Annotated in this window: 20 protein-coding genes; 1 reads left to right on the forward strand and 19 read right to left on the reverse strand. The window is 40.0% G+C overall.

Annotated features, from left to right (window positions below):
• Window positions 1-428: 428 nt before the first annotated feature.
• Together I6N90_RS07185 and I6N90_RS07190 are read right to left on the reverse strand one after the other, a co-directional pair.
• Window positions 429-1,652: an ATP-grasp domain-containing protein gene (locus I6N90_RS07185; protein WP_232242740.1), complete on the reverse strand. Its 1,224-nt coding sequence runs from the start codon at window positions 1,650-1,652 to the stop codon at window positions 429-431.
• A 14-nt stretch (window positions 1,653-1,666) separates the two neighbouring features.
• The gene (locus tag I6N90_RS07190; protein WP_197934870.1) at window positions 1,667-2,911 is read right to left on the reverse strand and encodes an MFS transporter; all 1,245 of its coding nucleotides are present in this window, start codon (window positions 2,909-2,911) and stop codon (window positions 1,667-1,669) included.
• A 346-nt stretch (window positions 2,912-3,257) separates the two neighbouring features.
• Here I6N90_RS07190 and I6N90_RS07195 point away from each other — a divergent pair, with 346 nt between their 5' ends.
• Complete coding sequence (locus tag I6N90_RS07195) at window positions 3,258-3,647, forward strand: VOC family protein (protein WP_197934871.1); 390 nt, start codon at window positions 3,258-3,260, stop codon at window positions 3,645-3,647.
• Window positions 3,648-3,997: 350 nt separating this feature from the next.
• On the opposite strand, the gene I6N90_RS07200 is transcribed toward I6N90_RS07195, so the two are convergent.
• From I6N90_RS07200 to I6N90_RS07280, 17 genes are all read right to left on the reverse strand, one after another.
• Entirely contained in the window at window positions 3,998-4,978 is a 981-nt protein-coding gene (locus I6N90_RS07200; protein WP_197934872.1) for a hypothetical protein, read from the reverse strand.
• A gap of 439 nt (window positions 4,979-5,417) precedes the next feature.
• Window positions 5,418-5,960 (reverse strand): flavodoxin family protein, encoded by a 543-nt coding sequence (locus I6N90_RS07205; protein WP_197934873.1) that lies wholly within the window; start codon window positions 5,958-5,960, stop codon window positions 5,418-5,420.
• Between the two features lie 85 nt (window positions 5,961-6,045).
• Entirely contained in the window at window positions 6,046-7,302 is a 1,257-nt protein-coding gene (locus I6N90_RS07210) for an ATP-grasp domain-containing protein (RefSeq protein ID WP_197934874.1), read from the reverse strand.
• 242 nt (window positions 7,303-7,544) lie between these two features.
• A complete protein-coding gene (locus tag I6N90_RS07215) occupies window positions 7,545-8,765 on the reverse strand; it encodes an MFS transporter (protein WP_197934875.1) in 1,221 nt (406 codons plus the stop codon).
• A complete protein-coding gene (locus tag I6N90_RS07220; protein ID WP_197934876.1) occupies window positions 8,755-9,690 on the reverse strand; it encodes a transketolase in 936 nt (311 codons plus the stop codon). Before I6N90_RS07220 ends, I6N90_RS07215 begins: the two co-directional genes overlap by 11 nt.
• Window positions 9,687-10,535, reverse strand: coding sequence for a transketolase (locus tag I6N90_RS07225; protein ID WP_232242742.1), 849 nt, complete (start codon window positions 10,533-10,535; stop codon window positions 9,687-9,689). The genes I6N90_RS07220 and I6N90_RS07225 overlap by 4 nt, the downstream gene beginning before the upstream one ends.
• On the reverse strand, window positions 10,468-12,384 hold the full coding sequence (locus tag I6N90_RS07230) for a M20/M25/M40 family metallo-hydrolase (protein WP_197934877.1): 1,917 nt from the start codon (window positions 12,382-12,384) through the stop codon (window positions 10,468-10,470). Before I6N90_RS07230 ends, I6N90_RS07225 begins: the two co-directional genes overlap by 68 nt.
• Window positions 12,384-13,433, reverse strand: a complete 1,050-nt coding sequence (argC, locus tag I6N90_RS07235; protein ID WP_197934878.1) for an N-acetyl-gamma-glutamyl-phosphate reductase — start codon at window positions 13,431-13,433, stop codon at window positions 12,384-12,386. Before argC ends, I6N90_RS07230 begins: the two co-directional genes overlap by 1 nt.
• The gene (locus I6N90_RS07240; protein WP_197934879.1) at window positions 13,430-14,752 is read right to left on the reverse strand and encodes a DegT/DnrJ/EryC1/StrS aminotransferase family protein; all 1,323 of its coding nucleotides are present in this window, start codon (window positions 14,750-14,752) and stop codon (window positions 13,430-13,432) included. Before I6N90_RS07240 ends, argC begins: the two co-directional genes overlap by 4 nt.
• Complete coding sequence (locus tag I6N90_RS07245) at window positions 14,749-15,411, reverse strand: degT/DnrJ/EryC1/StrS aminotransferase (RefSeq protein WP_197934880.1); 663 nt, start codon at window positions 15,409-15,411, stop codon at window positions 14,749-14,751. Before I6N90_RS07245 ends, I6N90_RS07240 begins: the two co-directional genes overlap by 4 nt.
• A gap of 20 nt (window positions 15,412-15,431) precedes the next feature.
• A complete protein-coding gene (locus I6N90_RS07250) occupies window positions 15,432-16,328 on the reverse strand; it encodes a RimK family alpha-L-glutamate ligase (RefSeq protein WP_197934881.1) in 897 nt (298 codons plus the stop codon).
• A gap of 9 nt (window positions 16,329-16,337) precedes the next feature.
• A complete protein-coding gene (locus tag I6N90_RS07255) occupies window positions 16,338-16,511 on the reverse strand; it encodes a lysine biosynthesis protein LysW (protein ID WP_197934882.1) in 174 nt (57 codons plus the stop codon).
• Window positions 16,512-16,574: 63 nt separating this feature from the next.
• Window positions 16,575-18,239, reverse strand: a complete 1,665-nt coding sequence (locus tag I6N90_RS07260; RefSeq protein ID WP_197934883.1) for an ABC transporter substrate-binding protein — start codon at window positions 18,237-18,239, stop codon at window positions 16,575-16,577.
• A gap of 57 nt (window positions 18,240-18,296) precedes the next feature.
• The gene (gene opp4C / locus I6N90_RS07265) at window positions 18,297-19,214 is read right to left on the reverse strand and encodes an oligopeptide ABC transporter permease (protein WP_197934884.1); all 918 of its coding nucleotides are present in this window, start codon (window positions 19,212-19,214) and stop codon (window positions 18,297-18,299) included.
• 12 nt (window positions 19,215-19,226) lie between these two features.
• Window positions 19,227-20,180 carry an ABC transporter permease gene (locus I6N90_RS07270; RefSeq protein ID WP_197934885.1) on the reverse strand — a complete coding sequence of 318 codons (954 nt, stop codon included), beginning with the start codon at window positions 20,178-20,180 and terminating at the stop codon, window positions 19,227-19,229.
• Between the two features lie 35 nt (window positions 20,181-20,215).
• The gene (locus tag I6N90_RS07275; RefSeq protein ID WP_197934886.1) at window positions 20,216-21,223 is read right to left on the reverse strand and encodes an ABC transporter ATP-binding protein; all 1,008 of its coding nucleotides are present in this window, start codon (window positions 21,221-21,223) and stop codon (window positions 20,216-20,218) included.
• Window positions 21,220-22,224, reverse strand: a complete 1,005-nt coding sequence (locus I6N90_RS07280; RefSeq protein ID WP_197934887.1) for an ABC transporter ATP-binding protein — start codon at window positions 22,222-22,224, stop codon at window positions 21,220-21,222. Before I6N90_RS07280 ends, I6N90_RS07275 begins: the two co-directional genes overlap by 4 nt.
• Window positions 22,225-22,398 lie beyond the last annotated feature (174 nt).

Below are 22,398 nucleotides of genomic sequence, written 5' to 3' on the forward strand. Positions count from 1 at the left end.
TCGCTTTTTTAGCTTACATCACCTCCTTTGATGGGTTTTATGATTGGCTTATCATATCATCATATTTATCGTTTTACAATAAATAATTATCGATTACCAGTAATTATATATTATAAATCATATAAAACTAATTTCTTTAATTGATTAGACATTGCTATTCATTTATGTTGAAAACGGGATTGGATTTAAAAGAAAATAGAAAATAGTTTACATAAACATATTTACGTATACCCTTCAGTTCTCTTCCTAAATATCCATCCTAGGTACAAAAAAATCCCCTTACATATGTAAGAGGACATTTGAATGATAAGTGATTATCTGCCTCGGCATCAAAACTATTAATTAGAGGGCACTGTAATCGTTAAAAAGGTGTACTCCATGGTTATTGGAATCTTCTTATCATCGACTATTCATGTACCACATTTCTTTTAAAATATTTTTTTAAAAGAAGGTTTCCATTCTGACAAATCCTCATAAACAAACGTTATATTTTCACATATTTTATCAGCAATTTCGTACATATGATTTATATCATTAGCTGTAAATAATATATATCCTTTGCGCCCAGTACCGTCTACAATCGTTGGTATAGTGTCGCCCTCTTTTACTAATAAATCAATTAATACGATCTCGGGTATGTTAGCTAACCCTTTGTACTTGATTTCTTTTAAGGAACCTGGTTTTGGAATCAAGCTTAAAGACATAGCCTGGCAATTCGAAGGTACGCTTCTAAATTCATCAATAGTCCCTGTTGCTAACGCATCATAATAGTATCCAAATTGAGATATCCCGGTAGTTAGTTCTACCATTTTCCAAATGTTACCGCCGCCTATTCTGACTTGGGACTCTATAATTATTGGCTTGTTTTGATTGTTTATCTTTACCTCTGTATGAGTAATTCCGTCTTCCAGTTGCATGTCTTCCAAAAATAACATGACTTTCTCAATAATTAATTGTTTCAGAGTTTCATCTAAAGGTGCCGGCATAATCGTATAGTTTATGATAAACGTATCTTCTTTAAATAGTTCAGCTGATAAAGCTAGTATAGAATGTTTTTTGTTATAAGAAACGGCTTCGACCGTATAAACGATGTCACCTTCAACGAATTCTTCCACTAAAATAGGTAGTTGAATTCCGTTATTATTTATAAATACCTCTATGTCATCTCCCCTGTCTAGCTTAGATACTCCTTTACCACCTGCGCCAATCTGGGGTTTTATTATAATACTATCTTTTTTGTTCAAAAATTGATCAATGTCGTTTATGTTTTTGCAAACAATTGAATCTATGGAATAGTCTTTGCCTGCTAGAATTTCACGCATCATGTCTTTATTGCGGGTTATCATATTAGCGTTGTAAGAAGATCCTTTTACATTAAAAATCTTTGCAATTATACAAGCCGTATCTAAGGCTACTTCGTTGAAAGATACAACCAAATCAAACGGTTTCTCTATGTACAGTTGTTCAGCATAGTGTACACACACGGGTATATTTGTTGTGTCTATTTCCTTTTTATAGAAACATTTTCCCAAAATAGATCCATCGAAATAGATGTGTTTAGCGTAAGACCCTATATACGAAACAGTATATCCCCTGTCTAAAGCATCTTGTATAGGTTTGGTCCATCCACCTATAAATAAAACGTGATCCATCTTAAACATCTCCTCTAATTTGAACGTACATATTCAATGTTGGTTCCTTTTAATACGCCTCGTCTTAACAACACGACTAAACACAATGTTGTACCGAAGCCCCCTATAAATAACGTCGTTTGAAGTCCAAATATCGAAACTAAAAATGCACTAGCAAAACTTCCTAATGCCCACGCTCCCCAGTTAAGCGTACGCTGTACAGCGTTTACTCTTCCTAGCATATGACTTGGTGAGACAAGTTGCCGTATCGTTGCAGCGTAAGGGGCAAATATACCTTCTCCCATACCATGTATGATACTTACAATCACAATACCGTAAACTGTTCCCAAATATCCCATTATGGGAATTAGGGACAGACCAATTACGGATACAGTAGCGCTATAGATGAGCATTTTTGTATGATTAATTTGCTGACTTCTTTTTAGAAGTATCGTATTGCCTATTAAAAACCCCAACGCTGCCGAACCAACAACAAAGCCTATTTTAAGCTCAGATAGCCCCATTACCTTATAAAGGAATATGACTAAAATGCTATACAGTATGTATTTAAAAAAGCCATAAACAGCTCCGCAGCTTACAATGGGTTCCAATACAGGGTGGTTTTTAAAATAGATCAATCCTTCATATATGTCTTTATAAATCGATTTTATATTTACGTTTTTTAAAGAACCCTCGGTATGCGGTTTGAACCTCGAAATAAGTACTATACACACAAAACAAGCAAAATACGTTACTGCGGCAATAGAGAAAGAGCCTGTTAAACCAACTATTGTAAAGACAATACCTGCTATCATAGGACCAATTATTGTAGCAAGAGATTCTGAAATAGCTAGCCCACTGTTTCCTTTTTTTAAGTTGTCTTTATCTGTTACAATTTCCGGTAAAAAAGATGGAATTGCAATGTTATAAAAAGTCGTAAATATTCCACTTAAAAACATGAGAAACACCAATAAAGGGAACGTTATATTGTTTGTTATAGCCAGTATAAATACCGATAAAAATAAAACACTTTGATAAATACTGCAAATTAGCAAAACCTTTTTCCTAAAAAGAATGTCTATCAAAGCTCCGGCTACTAATCCAAAAATTAGGTATGGTATGAATATAACCCCACGAAGTAAGGCAGCATTCGCCTCACTTGTTTTTAGCACCTCTAATGCAAAAAGAGGCAAAGCTACTACTAAAAACTGGGTACCTAACAAATTTATAGACTGTCCAAGCCAAAGTTTATAAAAATTATTGTAATTTTTATTTTTCACATTACACCTCTAAAAATTCATATTTATAAATTACCAATATTACAATTTAAGGAAGATCTGTAGCTCGCCATTTCTCATGTAATCACCTCCATGGAAAACTAGTATAAACCCAAAATTCATCATGTGTACGGATTTGGGAATATAAGAGCAAGATTACAAAGGTCAAATTTCTATAAATCGTAACTCATTATTTTTTTTTCTTTGTTGACGTGATTACTCTATTGAATTTTTAGTATTTATAGTATATTTTGAAATGGTTGAGCACGTAGCCTAAGCGAAGGCTCGAGAGAGTAAGGTCTATGTTCTAAAGTAACAAGGGAAACAATCCGGAAAGGAAGTTTTATCTATGAAACCTCAAATAACTGTAATTACGTTGTTAACGAATGACGTTCCTCGTATGACTCGATTTTATCGGGATGTGCTTGGATTCCCAACTATTGTCGACTCTGAAGAGTACGTAGAGTTTGAAAATAGTGGCGTTCGCCTATCTCTTTGCTCCAAACAATTAATGGCGGCCAATACGAATGACCATCCTTCTTATTCCGAAGCGCTTAAGGGACAAGCATTGGAATTATGCTTCCCGTGCGATTCGCCTGAAGAGGTCCAATTAGCTTATGAAAAAATCATTGCAAATGACGGGACTGCAATTAAAGAGCCTACGCTCATGCCATGGGGACATACAGCCGCTTTTTTTGCCGATCCCGAAGGGAACATCCACTCCATTTATGCAGAATAACAAGCGGTATTATTGAATCATTAAAAGATTATGACCCGTAATACAAGAAATTCGACTTTTAATAGGGTACAAATTGTCTAAGTTGCGTTGGTTTTACGTCAATTGGCAAGTTGTATTCTATATAAAGACAATGATGGAAATATCTATTTTAAAAATGAAGTAATCTAACAAAGCGTAATAAGTTTACATAATATAAACTACATAAACACTATTTTTAATACTCTTCTCTCATTAGTAAATCCCACGCTAAACACAAAAAAATCCCCCTACGTATGTAGGAGGATTTTTGGATCGTAAGTGCAGCCCTTATTTCATCTGCCGCGGCAAAACTCTAAGAGATATTTTACAATTTAGAGGGCGCTGTAGTCGTTGAAATAGTGTACGCCATCGTGAAGGGTATCTCCTGGTGCTGTTCTCCGGTTGGTATTGAACCAGAGCTTATCACCGTGGGCAATTCCTACTCCTTCTATTTCAAAAAGGTCAGGATATGCCGCGGATGTAATACGGAATGACAGATTACTGTCAGAAGTTATAGTACCCGAAGCTGTAGGGATATTACGATAAACTAGAACAATGCTGACGTTTTTATATGTCATGGGAACATATATTGTATTGTTATGATAACCAAAACCTTGGAACACATATGAAGTGATGTTAGGTATAGTACTGCCGTTAACCAGCGCATTAACAATATCTATGTTAAAGCTGTTCGTTACATTTATTGTACCGCTGTTTGCGGTAAGTGGCAGTGTTCCTCTAAAAAAGGTTCTTCCGGATTTGAAAAGAAAGTTAATGTTATTCGCGTCTTTACTCGTAATTTTTACACCAGACATTGCTTTGTCTACGCCATTGTATTTGATTGTATAATTACCAACTTTGTAATACGTATTGCTTACATACTTCAGTTTCACTAGACTCATACTGCCTGCGTTCATTGTAATGACGAACATATAAAGTTCACCGTTAATTGTGCTGAGCATCAAATCGTTAGCATGACCGAGGTATGTCGCGTATGTTGTTCCGTTATCACCATTTGTCATGAGTGAAGTTGTCCCATTGCTCATATTGGTACGGTAAATGACGGCTTTAGTATTATCATTGTTTACTTTTGCGGAATAAGTATAGGTAGATCCAACGGCAAATCCTTGTGCGGAGTAACCACTATTTGCATTATTTAGCGTTGCTACAGTAGTGTAGGTGTTATAATATGCTGCACTTGCTATACTAGGCAACATCATCGCTAGAGATAGGAAAAAGGCTGTAAATAAAGTTAAACGTTTTTTGGGAGTTAGAGTCGTCGTTTCGATCCTACTTGTAAACCTATTTTTCATACATAGATACCTCCATCATTTTATTATGCTACGTATGTAATTCTAGTTGTCAGGATAGACATTAGAGGATTGCTAAGTACACAAATTCACCTCAACTTTCGTCGTAAATTTTTTAATGCAGCATAAATCAGTGGCAAGAAAACGTTTCTTATTGCGAATAAGTTTGTGGCAACCCTTTAGTTAATTATCTTCAGGGGGCCATGTTTTCATGACATTAATATAACGTCACTCAATTTAAAAGTCCAGTAAAATTTGGGATTTACTAGGTGGCCATTTGTGCTAGTAAGTAGTTTCATAGTACCGATCTTTAAAGTTTGTTTACATAATAAAAATTATGAAATCTTAATTCCTCTATAATAAAGGTTGAATTGTCACTTATAAGTATCTTCATAATTCCAAAATAAAAAGAACCCTACTCCTGAAGGGTTCTTTTCTGGTGCTATAGTTGTTGACGCCATAGTTTTCTAATTTCTGATACAGTAGCCAAAGTCACTGCATCTTGCAAAATATCTCCCGGTTTATTGCCTTTTCCAAGAATATATCCCTCAAAAGTTGTTCCAGTATACTCAAAAATGTATTGGAATTGCTGAATAAGAGGAATCCCTTTTAAATGTGGTTTATCATCGCCAACACCGATCACCCAAGCTGATTTTGTGGCGAGTTTCGCAAGAAAATCAGTCTTATTCTCACGTAGCGATTGAGACCAACGGTCAATAAACGTCTTTGTTAAGCCAGATGCGCCATACCAATAGATTGGTGTAGTGAAAACAATAACATCCTGAGCTAATACACGTTCAATGACATGATGATAATCATCTTCTGGGTAAGGCTGTTTCTCAGAATGACGATAATCTTGGTGAGGTTCAATATTATAATCAGCCAGATGTATCTGATCAACTTCAAAGCCTTCTACCAATACATTCGCTAATTGTTCCGAATTACCATCTTTTCGTGAGCTTCCGTAGATTACCGCAATTCCCATTTTAAATGAACAACTCCTTGATTTCTAAAAATGTACATTGCATTCTCTAATAATATGCCGTTCAGATACATCCTATAGCAAGTACTTATCCTATTTCAATTTGTTGCTTCTTATATTTTACTTTTAAGCTGTTTAAGATTGTAATTGCTTTTTCCTTTGCTTCTTGTGGCGTATCGCCTGTCGTAATAATATACCCCAGTCGATCATCTGAGCTTTTTGCTACAGTAACTTTATCACCACTTGCTACGGTGAAATGTGATCGTACAACATTTGCATGCTCAGCAAGCACTTCTAGTCCTTCAATCTCTTCAAATATACCATCACGATCCGCTGTTACGTAAGCAATCGAAGCAGCGCGATGGTGTTTCTTTTCTATTCCTAAAGGATTATCTAAATAATAATTAACGGTAGCTTCGAAAATATCTACTCCAAATGCCTGCACTAATAAATCTGATGAAATGTTATCTCCACCCGGTCGTCCATTTACTTCAATGATACGTGCTCCCGTACTGGTGAGCTTAACTTCTACATGGCTCGGACCATTTGTAATGCCTATCGCCTTCAATGCTGCTACCGCGGTATTTATAATTTCGTCTTCACTATCTTTATGGGATGGTGTTGGCAATGTATGAACAATTTCTACGAAATAAGGCAGCGGCGACGTAATTTTTTCAGTCACTGTCGAAAATATCGGCTCTCCATCTTTCACAAACAGCTCTACACTAAATTCTGGTCCATCCAAATATTGTTCAATCAAATATTCATCACGTATTTTGAAGTCCATATAAGATACTTTGAACTCTACGATAATATCGATTGCTTTATGCAGCTCTGAAGCGTTGTTTATTAGATATACATTTTGGCTACTTGCCGCATTGGTCGGCTTTAAAACAACTGGATAGCCAATCTCATCGGCAGCTTCGAGCGCTTCATCAAACGTTTTAATTTTTTTGAACTTTGCACTAGGAACTCCATGTTCTGCATAAGCTTGACGAGCTAAATCTTTATTTCTAGATCTCAAAGCAGCTTCATAAGGTACCCCTCTTAGTCCAAGTCGCTCAGCTACCTTTGCGGTTAGATGTGAAGCGTAGTCTGTTGCAGGAATGAGTGCATCCAATTGATTTACATAAGGTGATTGAAGAATAGCTTGATAAATTGACTCTTCATCGCGTATATCAGCTACGATCAGATCATGATAGATGCCTTCGTAGCCGTACTTTTGTGGGTTATCTAGTGATGAAACGATAGAAATAACTTTATGTCCCTGCTCAAAAGCGACTCTAGCGAAGCTAACGCCGTAGAAACTTGGCTCTACAAAAGCGACTGTTTTGATCGTTGACATTGTTTAAACCTCCTTGATTGAGTTTTTAACCCGGCATTTATGCTTAAATAGGTATTGTTAGTAACACTATTTCGCCTAAAGTTGTGTCTATTTTCTTATGAGATGTCGCAAGCTCGCCCTTCGGGACGTGTACGTGTAACCCGAAAAATCGGGTTAATGCTCTCTTGACCCGCCATTCAGGGCATGTAACCCGAAAAAATCGGGTTAATGCTCTCTTGGTGGGCTTCCATATGGCTGCAAACTTACGCCTCCACTTCTACTCTCCTTTGCTGTGGAGCTCTACCGCTCATGACTAGAAAGAGAGCAAGCCCGACAAACATGAGTCCACTCATCCAGAGGAAGCCAACGCCTGGAGAGTAGCGATCGATGACTATACCTAGCCCCGTTGCGGAGAAAGTTTGTAAGAGTAAGGAGATTGCCATCCAGACCGAAGTTGCCCGTCCCATATACGATTTCGAGACTGTTTCCATAAGAGTAGTCGTCATTAAAATCCGAAGTGAAGAGTTTGTTAAACCAATCAAAACACTTCCGAAATACAATAAGAGAACCGCTGAGTTAAATGCAACCGCAAGTAAGTTCAATACGGCAATTACGAAAAACAACAGTATAGTCCCCTTCTGAGATAACTTCTTAGCTAATGGGGCTGCAATAAATCCAGATAACAGTCCACCAATTCCGTAGAACATATCAGATAGTCCGAAAACGACGGAATCTCCTTTTACCGTGTCACTAACATAACCAGGAAGAACAACGTTAAAAATCATCGTAGAAACAAGTGGAATGATCGAAACTACACCTAATAGAAATAAATAAGGCCGTTCCGCCAAATATTTGATACCATTTTTAAACGTTTCGACGAATTTTTCTCCTTGATTCTCTATAGGCAAAGGAGTGTGTTCCATTCGCTTTAAGAACAAACCGCCAGCAATGAAGGCCAAAGCATTCAGAAGCAATATAACTTCGAACCCAACAAATTTGTACAAAATGCCGGAGACTGCTCCAGCCATAAACATGCCGACTTGTAAGCTTATTTCGATGAGCGAGTTACCATGAATGAGATCCTTCTCTGGTAAAATCTCTTGAACTAAACTTCGTGAAGCTGCCATATACAACGTCCATCCCATACCGTTAAGGATTGCAAATGTATATAAATACTCAATCCGAAAGCCAGTCCATAAGAATGCAGCCATTATGAGAAGTAATGCTACTGCACGAACGCCATGGGCCCACAAAATAATCGTTTTGCGATTCCACTTATCAATGATTGTGCCCGCAAAAGCTGATATAAGAAATCCGGCAATTACATTTAATGAAAGCATGAGTCCAACTGCCGTTATCGATCCTTTCTGGTCCATAAGATACCAGTTGGCACCAATCGTACTCATCCCCACGCCAAAGCCAGACACAATATCGGATAAAAAGTAGTTACGAAAGTTTTTTGGCTTTAATACGCTAAACACCATGCACAGCACCTACAATATCTGTTATTTGATTTTTCAATGGATCTAAACCAAATCCTAAATAAGAAAGCACCTCTGCATGTGTTCCTCCAAAAATTGGCCATTGCTCACCACAATGATGAGCAAATATCTTTTTCTCAGGCAACAAGAGTGCTAGATAAGATGCTGTACTGCCGGTTGCTCGATGTTCTTCTACAACTAGAAATTGGTCTGACAAAGAGCTTAGTTGCTCAACATACGATTTCAAACTCCCAATATCAACATATACAAGGTGTACATGAACGATAGAATCATCCCATTGAATAATTTCCTTACATAACTCGGTCGCTTGCTCACCAACTGAAATGATACATAATCTAGCTCGATACTTCCGATTACCGCCTTCCAAAATAATGTCCCTACAACTGGAACTCTCATCTCGGTACATGCTTTCGAACGCATCATTTCGAGAAAGGCGAATATAGTAAGGTTCATCCGAAAGAGCTGCTTCTTGAATGACTCTCCTAGTTTCCTCTTCGCCATGTGGGCATGCGATCCTAATATTTTGAAACGATTGGATGATTGCAATATCTTCAAGAGCATGATGTGTAGTGCCGAACCAACCGCCAGAAACACCGCCGTAAGCTGCAACAACTTTCACATTTTTGCCCATGTAGCCCATTGTAAGCTTAATACTTTCGGCAGCTCGTAGCGCTGCAAAGGATGCAAACGTCGAGAAAAATGGAACGTATCCCGCTTCAGCAAGTCCCGCAGCAACATCAATACCAGCCAGTTCAGCAATACCTAAATTGAAAAATCGATCTGGATGCTGTAACTGAAAGGGATGATCTTTACCACCTAAATCTGCTTCGATACAAATGATTTGTTCATTTGTAGAAGCAAGCTTAGCTAACTCATCTTTGTACGAATCTCTTCCTGACTTTGTCATAGTAAGCTCACCTTCCATTTATGAGCAACCTTCGTTGGTATTTTCACATAATGTGCACCGGGATGGCCTTCAATTGCTGCTACACCCTTTCCTTTTACGGTAGATGCTAGAATAGCGAGTGGTGCGACCATATCAGGTTCGATTGCATCAACAATTTCTTCGAAGTTATGTCCATCAATTTCTCTCACTGAGAATCCAAACGATTCAAACCTTTGGCGTAGATTCCGGATCGGTGAGATGTCTTGAACATAACCATCATTTTGCCCGCCATTGATATCAATAATATAAATAAAGTTTGTAATGTTTTGTGCTTGAACAATTTGAGCTGTTTCCCAGCAGAGCCCCTCCTGTAATTCACCGTCACCGCCAATAACGACAGATACTCCTTTAGAACCCTTCAATTTTTGCGATAATGCCCAACCTGCGGCATACGGAATACCATGTCCTAAACTCCCCGTTGCAAAGGGTATCCCCGGTAACTTGTGATTGGGATGCCCTGTAAACAAAGAGCCAACTGCTCCATAGCTGTCAGCGGGGTTTTCCTCAATAATCCCATACACATGAAGTGCAGCGTATAAGCCAGCGGCGGCGTGTCCTTTACTAAGAATGACAACTGAGCTTGGGTCGTTACCATATTTCGCATAGGCACCAATAAGAAGATCAATAGCAGATAAGCTGCCACCAATATGACAACCTGTCGGAGTAGCTGCCATGTCGATGATTAACTTTCTCGCAGCTTTAGCTCTTTCAATTAGTACTGGGATGTTTGCGCTATCGTCATTTTGTTCTTGTCGCAACTGTTGTTGCAACTCTAGATGCATCTGTTGTGGTATCGTTTGTTCCATTTAATACCTCCGATCGTAACCGAAACCATTCAGTTACAGCTTCTTTCAAAATGGTTCTCGCAGATGCCACCTCATCATTATGCAAATACTCATCATTCGTATGATCCAAGCTTGCATCCCCAGGTCCATAGGCGACCATCGGTACATTAATCCAAGTTGTTGCGAGAGTGTTCATGTCGCTTGTGCCGCGTTTCTTAATATAGTGAATGGACTTTCCTTGTTTGGCGAAGCTCCGAACGAATGATTTGACGAGCTTGTCGGAACGTGAGTTAGCGTAACCTGCTGTTGTACGCAGTACTTCTATCGTTATACCTTCACCGAATGTTAGATCGATCCGATCTCTATAATCTCTGCCTGCTTCAGGTGAGACACGGAAATTCAACGTACCTACAACCGTTAATAATCCTCGTTCGTTGCGATGCTCAATATCAATTAGCGAAGATAGTGATTGAGGATCTATATCCCGTACTCGTGATCGAATATCTGCTACAACGTTATACAATTCATCAATCGCACTTATGCTGTCCTTAGCGGCGGTATGCTCCTGAGCACGATGAATCGTAATTTGAAGTTTAAATAATCCATAATAACCGAGTGTTAAACTCCCATCTCCGCTTGGTTCACCAATAATGACCGCCTCCGCGGAATAATGATCACGAATGAAAAAGGCACCTTTTGACGATGATATTTCCTCTTCGACTGCTCCAATGACAAGTAGCGATCCATTCTCTGGCACGTCAACTTCTTCTAACATGTGAATGAAATTAACGAAAGAACCTTTTGCGTCGACGACACCTCTACCTGTCACTCCTTCCGAATCGGTGCGAACTGGCCATACATGCGGCACAGTATCGATATGTCCGAGTAATAGCAACGTATTAGAGCCATTCCCTTTTCGGAATACAATATTGCCCGCTCCATCTATACTTCCAGAAACATCCGGATATTGAACCGATTCTAATAAATAATGTGCGAGCTCATGTTCATCTTGTGATACAGATGGGATACGAACCACTTTATTAAGCAGATCGACGGCGCCAAGATGCCCTTCTACATTCCAAAACCACGTCTTCCCACTCGTTTCGAGTGTGTGTGGACCAGAGATGTTCACATCACAGACGCCTTGCGTAATAGCAAGTTGTGCTGCCCGTACCTTTTGCTTCATGCGCCCCTTAACAGATCTTAGCTCATCTTTTGTGTACACATCTGGAATTGTAGAGGTTGGATCTTCGATATCTACTAATAAACCAGCAGTCCCAGTAACAAAGCGTAAATGATGCGCTTCAAGATCGATTGCAAGATGTGCTGCCAACACATCTGCATCGATATTAATATAATCATTTAGTTCAGGTTCCCATATTGGAGGTGTTAGGCACACAACGTCGAACGCTGACAACGCTTCTTTCAGAAAAGAGGTGTGGCTGCCTAAGAATTGCCCAAATAAGGAGTCCCTTACGATAATCATTTTACCATCTCTTATAGCCTTAATCGGCTTCGCTTTTTGACCATAGACGAGTCCTTGCTCACCACCAAGCTGTGCGAATACAGACAAACCATAATTTTTTAACTGGTCGCGAACGACCGAGAGAATGTTCTCATGATATGCCGCACGAATAATGGGCATCTCCTCTGGAGAGCAGTACCGAACATCATCACCAGACGGCAAAGTGAGGAATGGCATCGGGCGTGAGATCGCTTCATACTTCTGCTTAATCGCCTCTGCGCCACCAGCTACGAGCAATACTCTATTTCCTCGCTTAACGATTCGATCAATTTCCCCGAAAATATTAAGGTGATTAACTATCGTGCTACTCCCAAGTTTGATGACATACAAACTGCCTTTACTCATCAAGGCCACGCTCCTTCCCCGTCAAATTGTAATCCAGCATCCTCTGGGAAGTCGAAGTATAGATTGGCTGCTTGAAGGGCTTGACCAGCAGCCCCTTTTATTAAATTATCGATAGTCGCTATCGATACGACGTTACGTCCTTCTACATAAGCACCTATTTCAGCTACATTCGTCCCGACGACCGTTTTGATCATTGGTGAACTGTGTCCTGAACTGAAATAATGAAGAAACGGTTTGGAAGAGTAGCTACTAAAGAATGCTTTTTTCACATCGACGGCTGTTACCCCTTCTTTTAACAAGGAATAAGAAGTTGCCATAATGCCTCTTGGAAGATCGAGACTATATACCGAAAACTGTAAATCTACGGATCGATCCAAATGATAGTTAAGAGCATGCTCCACTTCTGGCTTATGTCGATGTCCATGAACTTTGTAGGCTCTAAAATTGTGGGATCGTTCTGCGTGATGTTCGGTCGTCGATTTCCCACCGCCGCTGGAACCTGTTTTCGCATCTGTAACAACCCGACCTTCAATAAGATCATGTGCAACTAACGGATAAAGGGTGTAGAGCGTCGCTACAGCCATACAGCCTGGCAGATTAACTACTTTCACAGCACGATTGATGCTGCTAAACTCAGGTATGAAATAATGCCATCCCCCTTCAAAGGGATGATGTAATGTCGCAGGATAATGTTGACTTAAGAGTTCAGGATCTGAGATACGATAATCTCCGCTTACATTGAAAATATAGTCCGTATGACTCGCTACTTGCTCGATGATTTTAGGAAGTGCACCCGTTGGTAAGCACGAAAATATAGCATCGTAATGCCCATCTAGATCGGCTATTTTCGTAAACTTCAAAGGGCTTGGCTTCTTTTTGTGAATGGAACCAACAAAATATTTATCTACAGGGTATCCAGCCTTCGATTCGGAGGACACAAAATCAACTTTAAACCCAGGATGTTTGCCAAGCAGCCGATACAATTCAGCGCCAGTGAACCCGCTGCCGCCTAATATCGCTACTCGTCTTTGGTTGCCAATCTCACTCATCCTAATCTAGCGTCTCTTTCATATGGTGCTTTTAAATCGCCGCCACGTTCTACGAGTTCACGAATAATATGCGGGTTCGCATCGATTTTTTTGAACGCTAATGCGTAGGCTTGTATACGCTCGAATTCTATAGGAGTTCTAAGTTCTCGGCATATCGTTAAGCTGTTCCGTAACATCTTAAGTGTTTCTGGAAATAAGGAAACATCGTAGCCGAAATCTGTACGGTCAGATAAAGTAAATGGATATCCGTTACCGAAGCCCTTCCGATTTTTGAATGGTAGATGGCCTGGAATCGGCACGTTTTGCCATTCTCTTGCGTACACACCTTCGGCATTAATAAGCTGTTGTACGGCATCTTTTATACGAAAGTCTTCTAAATCTTGTAGACCAAGTCGTTCGGGATGCAGCTTAACTCGGTACATATTGTAGCTGTGGTTATAGCCCTCCGGTACGAATGGCCCGCTGAACAACTTCGTTTCTGATAGAGCATTCGTTAAGTAGGCAGCATTGCGTGCACGAATTGCATCATAGTAAGGTAGACGATCTAGTTGGCTAAGCCCAAAGGCTGCTGCAATCCATGACATACGGTAATCAATACCGGATGATTCAAGGAATGAGATCGCACGATCATAGTCTTCCTTCTCTTTGAAGAAGGCGATACCGCCCTCTCCTCCAACTGGGAAGTTTTTGTCGGCCATTAAGCTTTGACCAGCTCCATCACCAATAGAACCAGCAAGCTTTCCATCAATAGAAGCAGAATGAGCGTGGGAAGCATCCTCAACAAGACGTAACGAATATTTGTCAGTTAAACGTCTAAGTGCGGCTAAATCAGCTGGCAAACCATGTACATGCACAGGCATAATTGCCTTTGTTTTGCTCGTTATCGCTTGTTCTGCTTTTACTGGATCTAAGCAATACGTAACCGGATCAATATCTACAAAGATCGGAATGGCTTTTGCAGCTACAACAGCTTGAGCTGTTGCAATAAACGTAAAGGCGGGAACGATAACTTCGTCCCCTGGCTGCACGCCTACACCTACTAATGCGAGATGTAGACTCGACGTACCGCTTGCAGTCGCAATCGCATAATTAGCTCCCACATACTTCCGATATGCTTCTTTAAATTCTTCTACAACGTCATTTCCATTCTGTTGAATAGAAACGAGCAATTGAATAACATCTTCTTTTGTTATAATAGGAAAATTAGTTCTTCTTACATCTTCGGGAATAACGGATGGGCCACCTATTAAAGCTAACGGATCTTGAATCCAGCTTTCTGATGGCAATCCAAGTGGTTTACGAATAAAGTCAGTTTTCATGCAGCAGAATTCCTCCTTAAAAGAGCAATCTTCACACATGCAGCAACGAGCGGGCTAAGTCTATAGTTAAATTGAACAGCTGGCTGCAGCTCAGGCTCACTTTCTTCCTGTGTCCACATCGTTTGTAAATCAAATGCTCCGAATATTTTTAGACGTTCAGCCTTTTTCCATATCGTTTCGTCGTTTGCTGCGATAGCAGCAACTGGTCCAAATCCTAGTCCCGAAAAGTCTAAGACGATTACAGAAGCGACACCTGTGTACTTCTGAATTAGCTGATCCAATTGACCAAGATTATCCCAGTCGATGCTAACTGAAACAAACGCTTGCTCGACTTTTGAGTCATTTACGAGAGAAATGCCAAGCCATTTAAGGAAGTTTCTTTGTTGCTCAGTAGAATTATCAAGGCGAGTCGTGGAAGAGTGTCCAATGTCTTGCCCCCAAAGCGCACCATGAATCGCTCCAGTGTAACTATTAAATAAAGAAACATAGTTTGTTTTCGTTAATTTGGCTATACTCTTTTCTAGCCCTTTTAGCTCGTGATCATTTTTTTCTATACTCATAATGACTCCTGAGTTCAATACTCTAGACAAAACAAATGATATAGAAAAATAGTGTTCCTTCTGAAGTACAACTTTGGGTAATGTTAATGTGTCACCCATATCATTAATTCCCTCCCTGTTTACTGTGAATTAACTACAACATTTACTCTATTTTTTTGATCTAATGTATCTTTTACATACACTGCAATATGTTCTGCTACATCGATACCATGGATTTTCCACGACTTCGCAAACTCTGGATTTTGATTGACTTCACAGACGACATATCGAAGCTGCTTATAATCAAAAAACAAGTCTGCACCATAAATTCCTTCGCCTAAAACATCTACCAAACTTCCACTTATCGTTTCGATCTCTTCATTAATTGGAATGGGTTCAATTTCGGCTCCCAGATGCGTATTCGTCTTCCAGTTATCTGCTGATACCCGGCGGAAAGCTACAATTGGTTTCTTACCAACAATGACGACACGGATGTCGTAATCGCCTTTTTCCACATATTCTTGTACGAGGACAGGAAACGATTGATGTGCAGGATCTACTGATTCTCTTGCCGCAATCCAGCCATCCAAACATTCCTTGCCTGTTATTCTGGCGATGCCTCTTCCCCATGAGGATGTGGCTGGTTTGATGACACAGATGTCACCGAATGCCCGCAAAGCTTCGAACAGCTTCGCGGGAGTAAAAGCAATTTTAAACTTAGGTTGAGGTACACCATTTTTTTCGAAAACGATAGCTTGATGAATTTTGTTTGTGCAAATGGCGATAGCTTTTGTACTATTCAACGTATTAAGTCCTGCTAGTTCTAACAGATGGGATCTACTTATCGCACTTTTTTGAGAAAGGCATCGAATAAGTGCTAGTCCAAATGACTCTGCATCGGTTACGCCAAGAGGCAAGTCCATGGAATCTAAATTTACTTGTACACGTACACCGAGTTTACCTAGATGTTCGATAATGCGTTGTTCTTCTTCCCTCAGCTTCGTCACACATAAAAGAATAGAGTTATTCCCATCCATATTGGCTACCTACTCTCCCCAAGTTTCTTCGATCTCGGGAGCTAGAGCTATTGAGATAAGACTAGATTCAACTTGAACCTCATGTTCTTGACCGCAAGAATCACATTCTACGATTTCACCTGTTGTTACTTGTGCTTCCACCTCAATGTCTGACCTGCATACTAGGCAACTTAAATCTGACATCAACTACACCTCCTAAAAATTTGGATAAAACCATATATTATAACGGCTTAACGCCTTTATAACTTACTTTGCGGTAACATCCCATTCATTAACGTTGTTAAATGTTCCGAGATTGAGTGGTTTACCGACAAGAACATCCTTTGATACGACTTGCAGACGTTTTTCGGAATAGACCGCTAACGTAGGTACTTCATCATGTAAAATTTGTTGCAATTGATTGTAAATGTCGCGGCGCTTAGCTTCATCGATTTCTTGCTCACCTTTTTTGATGAGTTCATCGACTTGTGGGTTTTTATATCGAATGACACTATCAGGATCATCACTCTTATAAGTTGTAAAATAGAGACTTGGCTCAATATAGTAATCTCTTGTAAAAATGGTAATATCGTGCTCGCCCTTCTCGACTTTATCGATCAGTGTAGGGAAATCGAACTTCTGAACATCTATTTTAATGCCGACAGCTTCAAGGTTTTGCACCAAAATGTCTGCGGCTTGTTCACGAACTTTATTACCTACAGGGATGATAAAAGTTAGTTTGCGACTTCCGTCCCAGCCTGCTTCTTTTAACAGCTCCTTAGCTTTTTCAGGATTGTATTCATATGGTTTAACGTCTTTGTTGAAATACGGATGAGAGCTTGGAACGCCACCGTCTATAATCTCGGCTTGACCTTTCAATAGCTGTTCGACGATAAGTTTACGATTCAATGCATGTGCAATGGCTTGACGGATACGTACATCGGATAGCTTCTCTGTATTAAAAAAGAGTTCAGCTGGCTCAGACGCTGGTGCAGACGTCACATTTACATTATCGAAACCTTTCACTTTGTCATAATCGGTAATGGGTACAAGTCCAACTGGCAACGAATTTAATTGAATTTCTCCTGTTTGCAGTTGAGCAACAAGATTAGCAGCAGGAAGTACTTTGATAAATATCGTGTCAATCTTAGGGACAGCTAAATAGTAATTTTCGTTTTTCGACACTTCTACGAATTGACCTTGCTCGTAGTTTGCATATTTGTATGCTCCAATTGTTACCGTCGGTTTTTGGAAGTAAGGGTTGGTAGAAAGCTGCTCCACATTTGCGTCTTTTAAAATATGCTCTGGCAAGAAGTTAACTCGAACTCCGAAACGTTCATTGAATATAAGTGGATCTATCGGTGCTTTTGTTTTGATTTCAAATGTAGTTGCATCAATAACGGTAAGTCCTTTGACTTCCGTTACACCTTCATCTAACTTTCCAAAATCATTAACGCCATCAATAAAGTTAAGTTGGAAAGACGTTTCTACTTTGGCATGGAGAGCAAGTTTTAACGTAAATGCTACATCTGCTGTCGTAAAAGGAGTTCCGTCGTTCCACTTCAAACCCGATTTCAGTTTAACCGTATAAGTTTGTTTATCTTTTGTTTCGATAGATTCCGCAAGTTTAGGTGAAAATTGTGCAACCTCGTTAACATCTAATAATGAATCATTTAGAAGACTGATCGGTAAGATTGAAGATGAACTTCCTTGATTATTGATCTGATTTAAAGTAACGGGAGCATTAACGATCCCGATGGTTATCGTTTTGGGGACTGTTGATTCACTTGTACTTGTTGCTGGTGAAGGAGATTCAGTAGCTGCTTTTGTTGCTTCAAGAGTTTTAGGTTCGTTCGTTTTGCTGCAAGCGGATAAAAATAATAGTAGTGCTGTTAATAGAATTACGATTTGAGCGTGTGTGTTTCTTCTCATAGAGTTCTCTCCCTTTGTTTATCTCGCTAATTAAGTTTTGTCATTCAATTCGTGCTATTATTTTGAATCCAATGCATCACGAAGCCCATCGCCTACAAAGTTAATCGCTAGAACAGTTATTAGGATGATGAAGCCAGCTGGCATCCACAACCACTGTTGTTCTGTAAGTACCGTTAACGATTGTGCGTCATGCAGCATATTTCCTAAACTCGCCTCTGGAGACTTCACTCCCATGCCTAGAAAGCTAAGACCTGCTTCGCTAAGTATCGTACTGGCGATGCCGAATGTAGCGTTAACGATGATAGGGCCAAGCGCATTAGGCAAAATATGACGAAACATAATTCTAGTGGTGCTATATCCAAGTGCTACACCTGCACGAACGTAATCCAATCCTTTAATGGAAAGAACACTTCCCCGAACAAGCATTGCAATTGTTGGCCATTTGAATAAAGCAAGGACGATCATTATCGTCGAAATGTTAGCTCCAAACATACTTATAATGACTAGAACAACCATCATATAAGGGAAGCTGAGAAAGATGTCAGTTAATCGCATAAGAATCATATCGATCCATTTGCCGTAATAAGCGGCAATCATTCCTACTAACGTACCGAAAGTCACATAAATGATTACTGTTGAAAATCCAATAAATAAGGAAACTCTCATTCCGTAAATCAAACGGCTTAGAACATCCCGGCCAACTTGATCCGTTCCTAACCAATGTGTAGCTGAGGGTGGTGCGCCGAATACGGCTGTCATTTCATTAGGTTGAAATGGAGCAAGCCAAGGAGCTAACAAACCTATGCTTAAGAGTAAAGTTGTCGTTACAAGTCCCAAAACAGCTAACTTATGTTTGAAAAATTTACGTCTAACTTGTTTTGCGAAGCTTTCAATGTCGTCCGTTTTTTCTTCCTCATCCCTCCCGCTATTTGAGGTGAGGTTGTTCCTCTTCCAAGGAAGCCTTGCTGTAGACATAGGCTATCCCCCTTATGAACTGTATTTAATACGTGGATCGGCAATGGCATAGAGAATGTCCATAAACAAATTTGTTGAAAGCACGACACATGCCGCAATTAAATTTAACCCCATTAATATTGGGTAATCTCTTGATAAAATAGCTTCCATCGTTAGCTGTCCTATTCCTGGCCATTGGAAAACTTGTTCAATGATAATGCTGCCACCTAGCAACAATGGGATTTCTGTACCGACAACTGTAATGATCGGAATTAATGCATTCCGCAGTGCATGTTTATTCGTGACTACAAATTCAGTAAGCCCCTTCGCCCGTGCGGTTCGTAAGTAGTCTTGCTGAAGGACATCTAACATGCTTGCACGTACATACCTTACCTTTTTCCCAGCGATAGTTATCCCAAGAACAGTGACAGGAAGAATTAAGTGTAAGAGTACGTCTTGAAATCCGCCATTACCGCCAAGTGTTGTCATCCCGCCTGTTGGAAGCCACTTAAGCCCTATTCCTACGATATAGATCAATCCAAGCCCTAAGAAAAATGCTGGTATTGAAGTGCCAAGGAAAGATAATGCAGTTAAGATATAATCTAGCTTTGAATTTTGTTTAATGGCACTAATTACCCCGACTGGAACAGCGATAAGTATGCCCACTAGTAAGGAGGTTGAAGCAAGTAATAGGGTTGGCCCAATACGTTCACCAATAAGTTGTGAAACAGGTGCAAAGGTGCTGAATGAGTAACCTAAATCACCGCTTAAAAATCCACTGAGCCACTTCACATATTGCACATAAATCGGGTCGTTTAGCCCGAGAAGCTCCTTCTTCAGTTCTAACATCTCTTTTGGAATGTTTGGGTTGATTAACATATCTACTGGATTTCCAGGAGCCATGTTCATAATGAGAAAGCTGAGAATCGTTATCCCGAAAAAGACAGGTATCGCTATAAGCAACCTTTTTACAATATATTGACCCAATGAGGTCCAACCCCTTTCTGAGTCGAGTTATCACATTAAGCAAGCGGAAAGTGACAAGCAACCGCATGTTGGTCTTTCGAAATGTCTGGTTCTTCCCTGCGACATCTTTCCTGCACATAAGGGCATCGTGTATGAAATCGACATCCTTGTGGCGGATTAGCAGGGCTCGGAACATCACCTTGAATGAGTAGCTTTTTTTTCGATCTTAGTGTGGGATCAGGTTGTGGGTAGGCATTCAATAGAAGTTGTGTGTAAGGATGTTTCGGCTTACGAAACAATTGATCTGTGGGGGCTATTTCTACGATTTTCCCTACATACATGACGGCAACTTTTGTACTAATTTGTTTCACTGCGCCAATGCCATGTGCGATGAACAAATACGTTAGTTTAAGCTCATCTTGTAAATCTTGAAGTAGATTAAGAATTTGTGCTTGTATCGAAACGTCAAGTGCGGATACCGGCTCATCGCAGACGATAAGTTTCGGTTTAAATGAAATGGCTCTTGCAATACCGATACGCTGTCGTTGACCACCTGAAAATTCATGTGGATATCGATCACGAGCTGTTCGAGATAAACCAACTAGATGTAGAAGATGATCAACCTCACGCTCTACTTCACTTGGGTTCACAAGTTTATGAATGATCAAAGGCTCAGCAAGAGCATCATATATTCGCATTTTAGGATTTAATGAAGCGTATGGGTCTTGAAAGATCATTTGCATTCTCGTGCGTACAGGCTTAAGTTGCCGCTGTGAGTAATGAGTAATGTCTTCATTTTGGAATAAAATGCGACCTGAGAACGAATCTTCTAGTCTGATTATGGAACGACCAATTGTAGATTTGCCGCAGCCCGATTCGCCAACTAAGCCGATCGTTTCGCCTTCATATAGACTCAAACTTACATCATCTACTGCTTTAATATAACTTTTGCTTTTAGAAAACAGCCCACTGCGTATCGGATAATATGTTTTTAAGGAATCAACTTCGAGTAATGGTTGTTTTATCTTTGTGGAGCGTTTATCCGCTAGATCAAGTACAGTCATACACTAACCTCCAGCGCATGGGTTATCTCCGCCGCTTGTTGGGTTAGCCAGCAACGAACACTACTGCCTTTTCCTGAGGAGAATAGATCCGGCTGAACTCGGCCACATCGTTCTGTCGCATATTGACAACGCGTGTGAAAGCGACAGCCCGTTGGCATCTGCTGGATAGAAGGTACAGTACCCGATATGGCAAGTAGCCGCTCCCTACTTTGTTGATCGATCCTTGGAATTGACTTCATTAAACCTTGCGTATAGGGATGCTGAGGAGCTCGAAACAGTTCAAATACATTTCCTGATTCGACGACTTGCCCAGCATACATAACAATTACATGATCAGCCATCTCGGCTACAACCCCGAGGTCATGGGTGACTAACAGAATAGCAGCTCCACTTTCCTCTTGAAGCTGTTTCATCAATTGCAATATTTGAGCTTGAATCGTAACATCCAGTGCAGTTGTTGGCTCATCGGCAATGAGCAGTTTTGGTTTACAAACGAGCGCCATCGCAATCATAACCCGTTGACGCATACCACCCGATAATGAATGAGGATACTCTTTTGCGATTGCTTCTGGCCTTGGAATACCAACTTTCTTTAACATCTCAACGGCTATCGTTTTTGCTTCTTTTCGTGATTTGTTCATATGAAGACGAATGGACTCTTCGATTTGCTCACCGATTGGTATTACTGGGTTCAGTGATGTCATAGGCTCTTGAAATATCATCGAAATATCGCTGCCACGTAGTTTGCGAAGCTGATCTTCCGTACTATTCGTAAGTGATCTGCCGTCGAAACGTATATCACCGTTAGCAACGGACCCATTCGCACCTAGCAACCCCATAATGGAAAGTGAAGTTACACTTTTACCGCAACCGGATTCCCCCACTATCGCAATGGTTTCCCCTGCTTTTAGTTCAAAGCTCACATCATCTACAGAAATGAGTTTTCCTTTTTCAGTGCGATAGGCTACTTGCAGAGAATCTACTTCCAGTAACTGTCCCATTTGTTATCACCTACTTTCTTCTGAGGGAAGTCGAGTCCGAGTAATGAATCCTTATAATTCCTATAAGGTTAATATGCTTTAACTAATTTCAGCATACATGACTCTTTACCGTTTGAATAATAGAATAATTCTATTTGTTAATAGATAAAATCTCAGAAGAAACCGTTATGATAA

It is taken from the genome of Paenibacillus sp. GSMTC-2017 (assembly GCF_016019935.1).
GTDB lineage: Bacteria > Bacillota > Bacilli > Paenibacillales > Paenibacillaceae > Pristimantibacillus.

Bases quoted from the DNA above. Each gene is read 5' to 3' on its own strand.
- I6N90_RS07225 (WP_232242742.1), bottom strand. From the start codon at position 10,535: ATGGAACAAACGATACCACAACAGATGCATCTAGAGTTGCAACAACAG.
- I6N90_RS07220 (WP_197934876.1), bottom strand. From the start codon at position 9,690: ATGACAAAGTCAGGAAGAGATTCGTACAAAGATGAGTTAGCTAAGCTT.
- I6N90_RS07260 (WP_197934883.1), bottom strand. From the start codon at position 18,239: ATGAGAAGAAACACACACGCTCAAATCGTAATTCTATTAACAGCACTA.
- argC (WP_197934878.1), bottom strand. From the start codon at position 13,433: ATGAGTGAGATTGGCAACCAAAGACGAGTAGCGATATTAGGCGGCAGC.
- I6N90_RS07280 (WP_197934887.1), bottom strand. From the start codon at position 22,224: ATGGGACAGTTACTGGAAGTAGATTCTCTGCAAGTAGCCTATCGCACT.
- I6N90_RS07210 (WP_197934874.1), bottom strand. From the start codon at position 7,302: ATGTCAACGATCAAAACAGTCGCTTTTGTAGAGCCAAGTTTCTACGGC.
- I6N90_RS07275 (WP_197934886.1), bottom strand. From the start codon at position 21,223: ATGACTGTACTTGATCTAGCGGATAAACGCTCCACAAAGATAAAACAA.
- I6N90_RS07250 (WP_197934881.1), bottom strand. From the start codon at position 16,328: ATGGATGGGAATAACTCTATTCTTTTATGTGTGACGAAGCTGAGGGAA.
- opp4C (WP_197934884.1), bottom strand. From the start codon at position 19,214: ATGTCTACAGCAAGGCTTCCTTGGAAGAGGAACAACCTCACCTCAAAT.
- I6N90_RS07195 (WP_197934871.1), top strand. From the start codon at position 3,258: ATGAAACCTCAAATAACTGTAATTACGTTGTTAACGAATGACGTTCCT.
- I6N90_RS07205 (WP_197934873.1), bottom strand. From the start codon at position 5,960: ATGGGAATTGCGGTAATCTACGGAAGCTCACGAAAAGATGGTAATTCG.
- I6N90_RS07215 (WP_197934875.1), bottom strand. From the start codon at position 8,765: ATGGTGTTTAGCGTATTAAAGCCAAAAAACTTTCGTAACTACTTTTTA.
- I6N90_RS07245 (WP_197934880.1), bottom strand. From the start codon at position 15,411: ATGGGTGACACATTAACATTACCCAAAGTTGTACTTCAGAAGGAACAC.
- I6N90_RS07240 (WP_197934879.1), bottom strand. From the start codon at position 14,752: ATGAAAACTGACTTTATTCGTAAACCACTTGGATTGCCATCAGAAAGC.
- I6N90_RS07255 (WP_197934882.1), bottom strand. From the start codon at position 16,511: ATGTCAGATTTAAGTTGCCTAGTATGCAGGTCAGACATTGAGGTGGAA.
- I6N90_RS07200 (WP_197934872.1), bottom strand. From the start codon at position 4,978: ATGAAAAATAGGTTTACAAGTAGGATCGAAACGACGACTCTAACTCCC.
- I6N90_RS07230 (WP_197934877.1), bottom strand. From the start codon at position 12,384: ATGAGTAAAGGCAGTTTGTATGTCATCAAACTTGGGAGTAGCACGATA.
- I6N90_RS07185 (WP_232242740.1), bottom strand. From the start codon at position 1,652: ATGGATCACGTTTTATTTATAGGTGGATGGACCAAACCTATACAAGAT.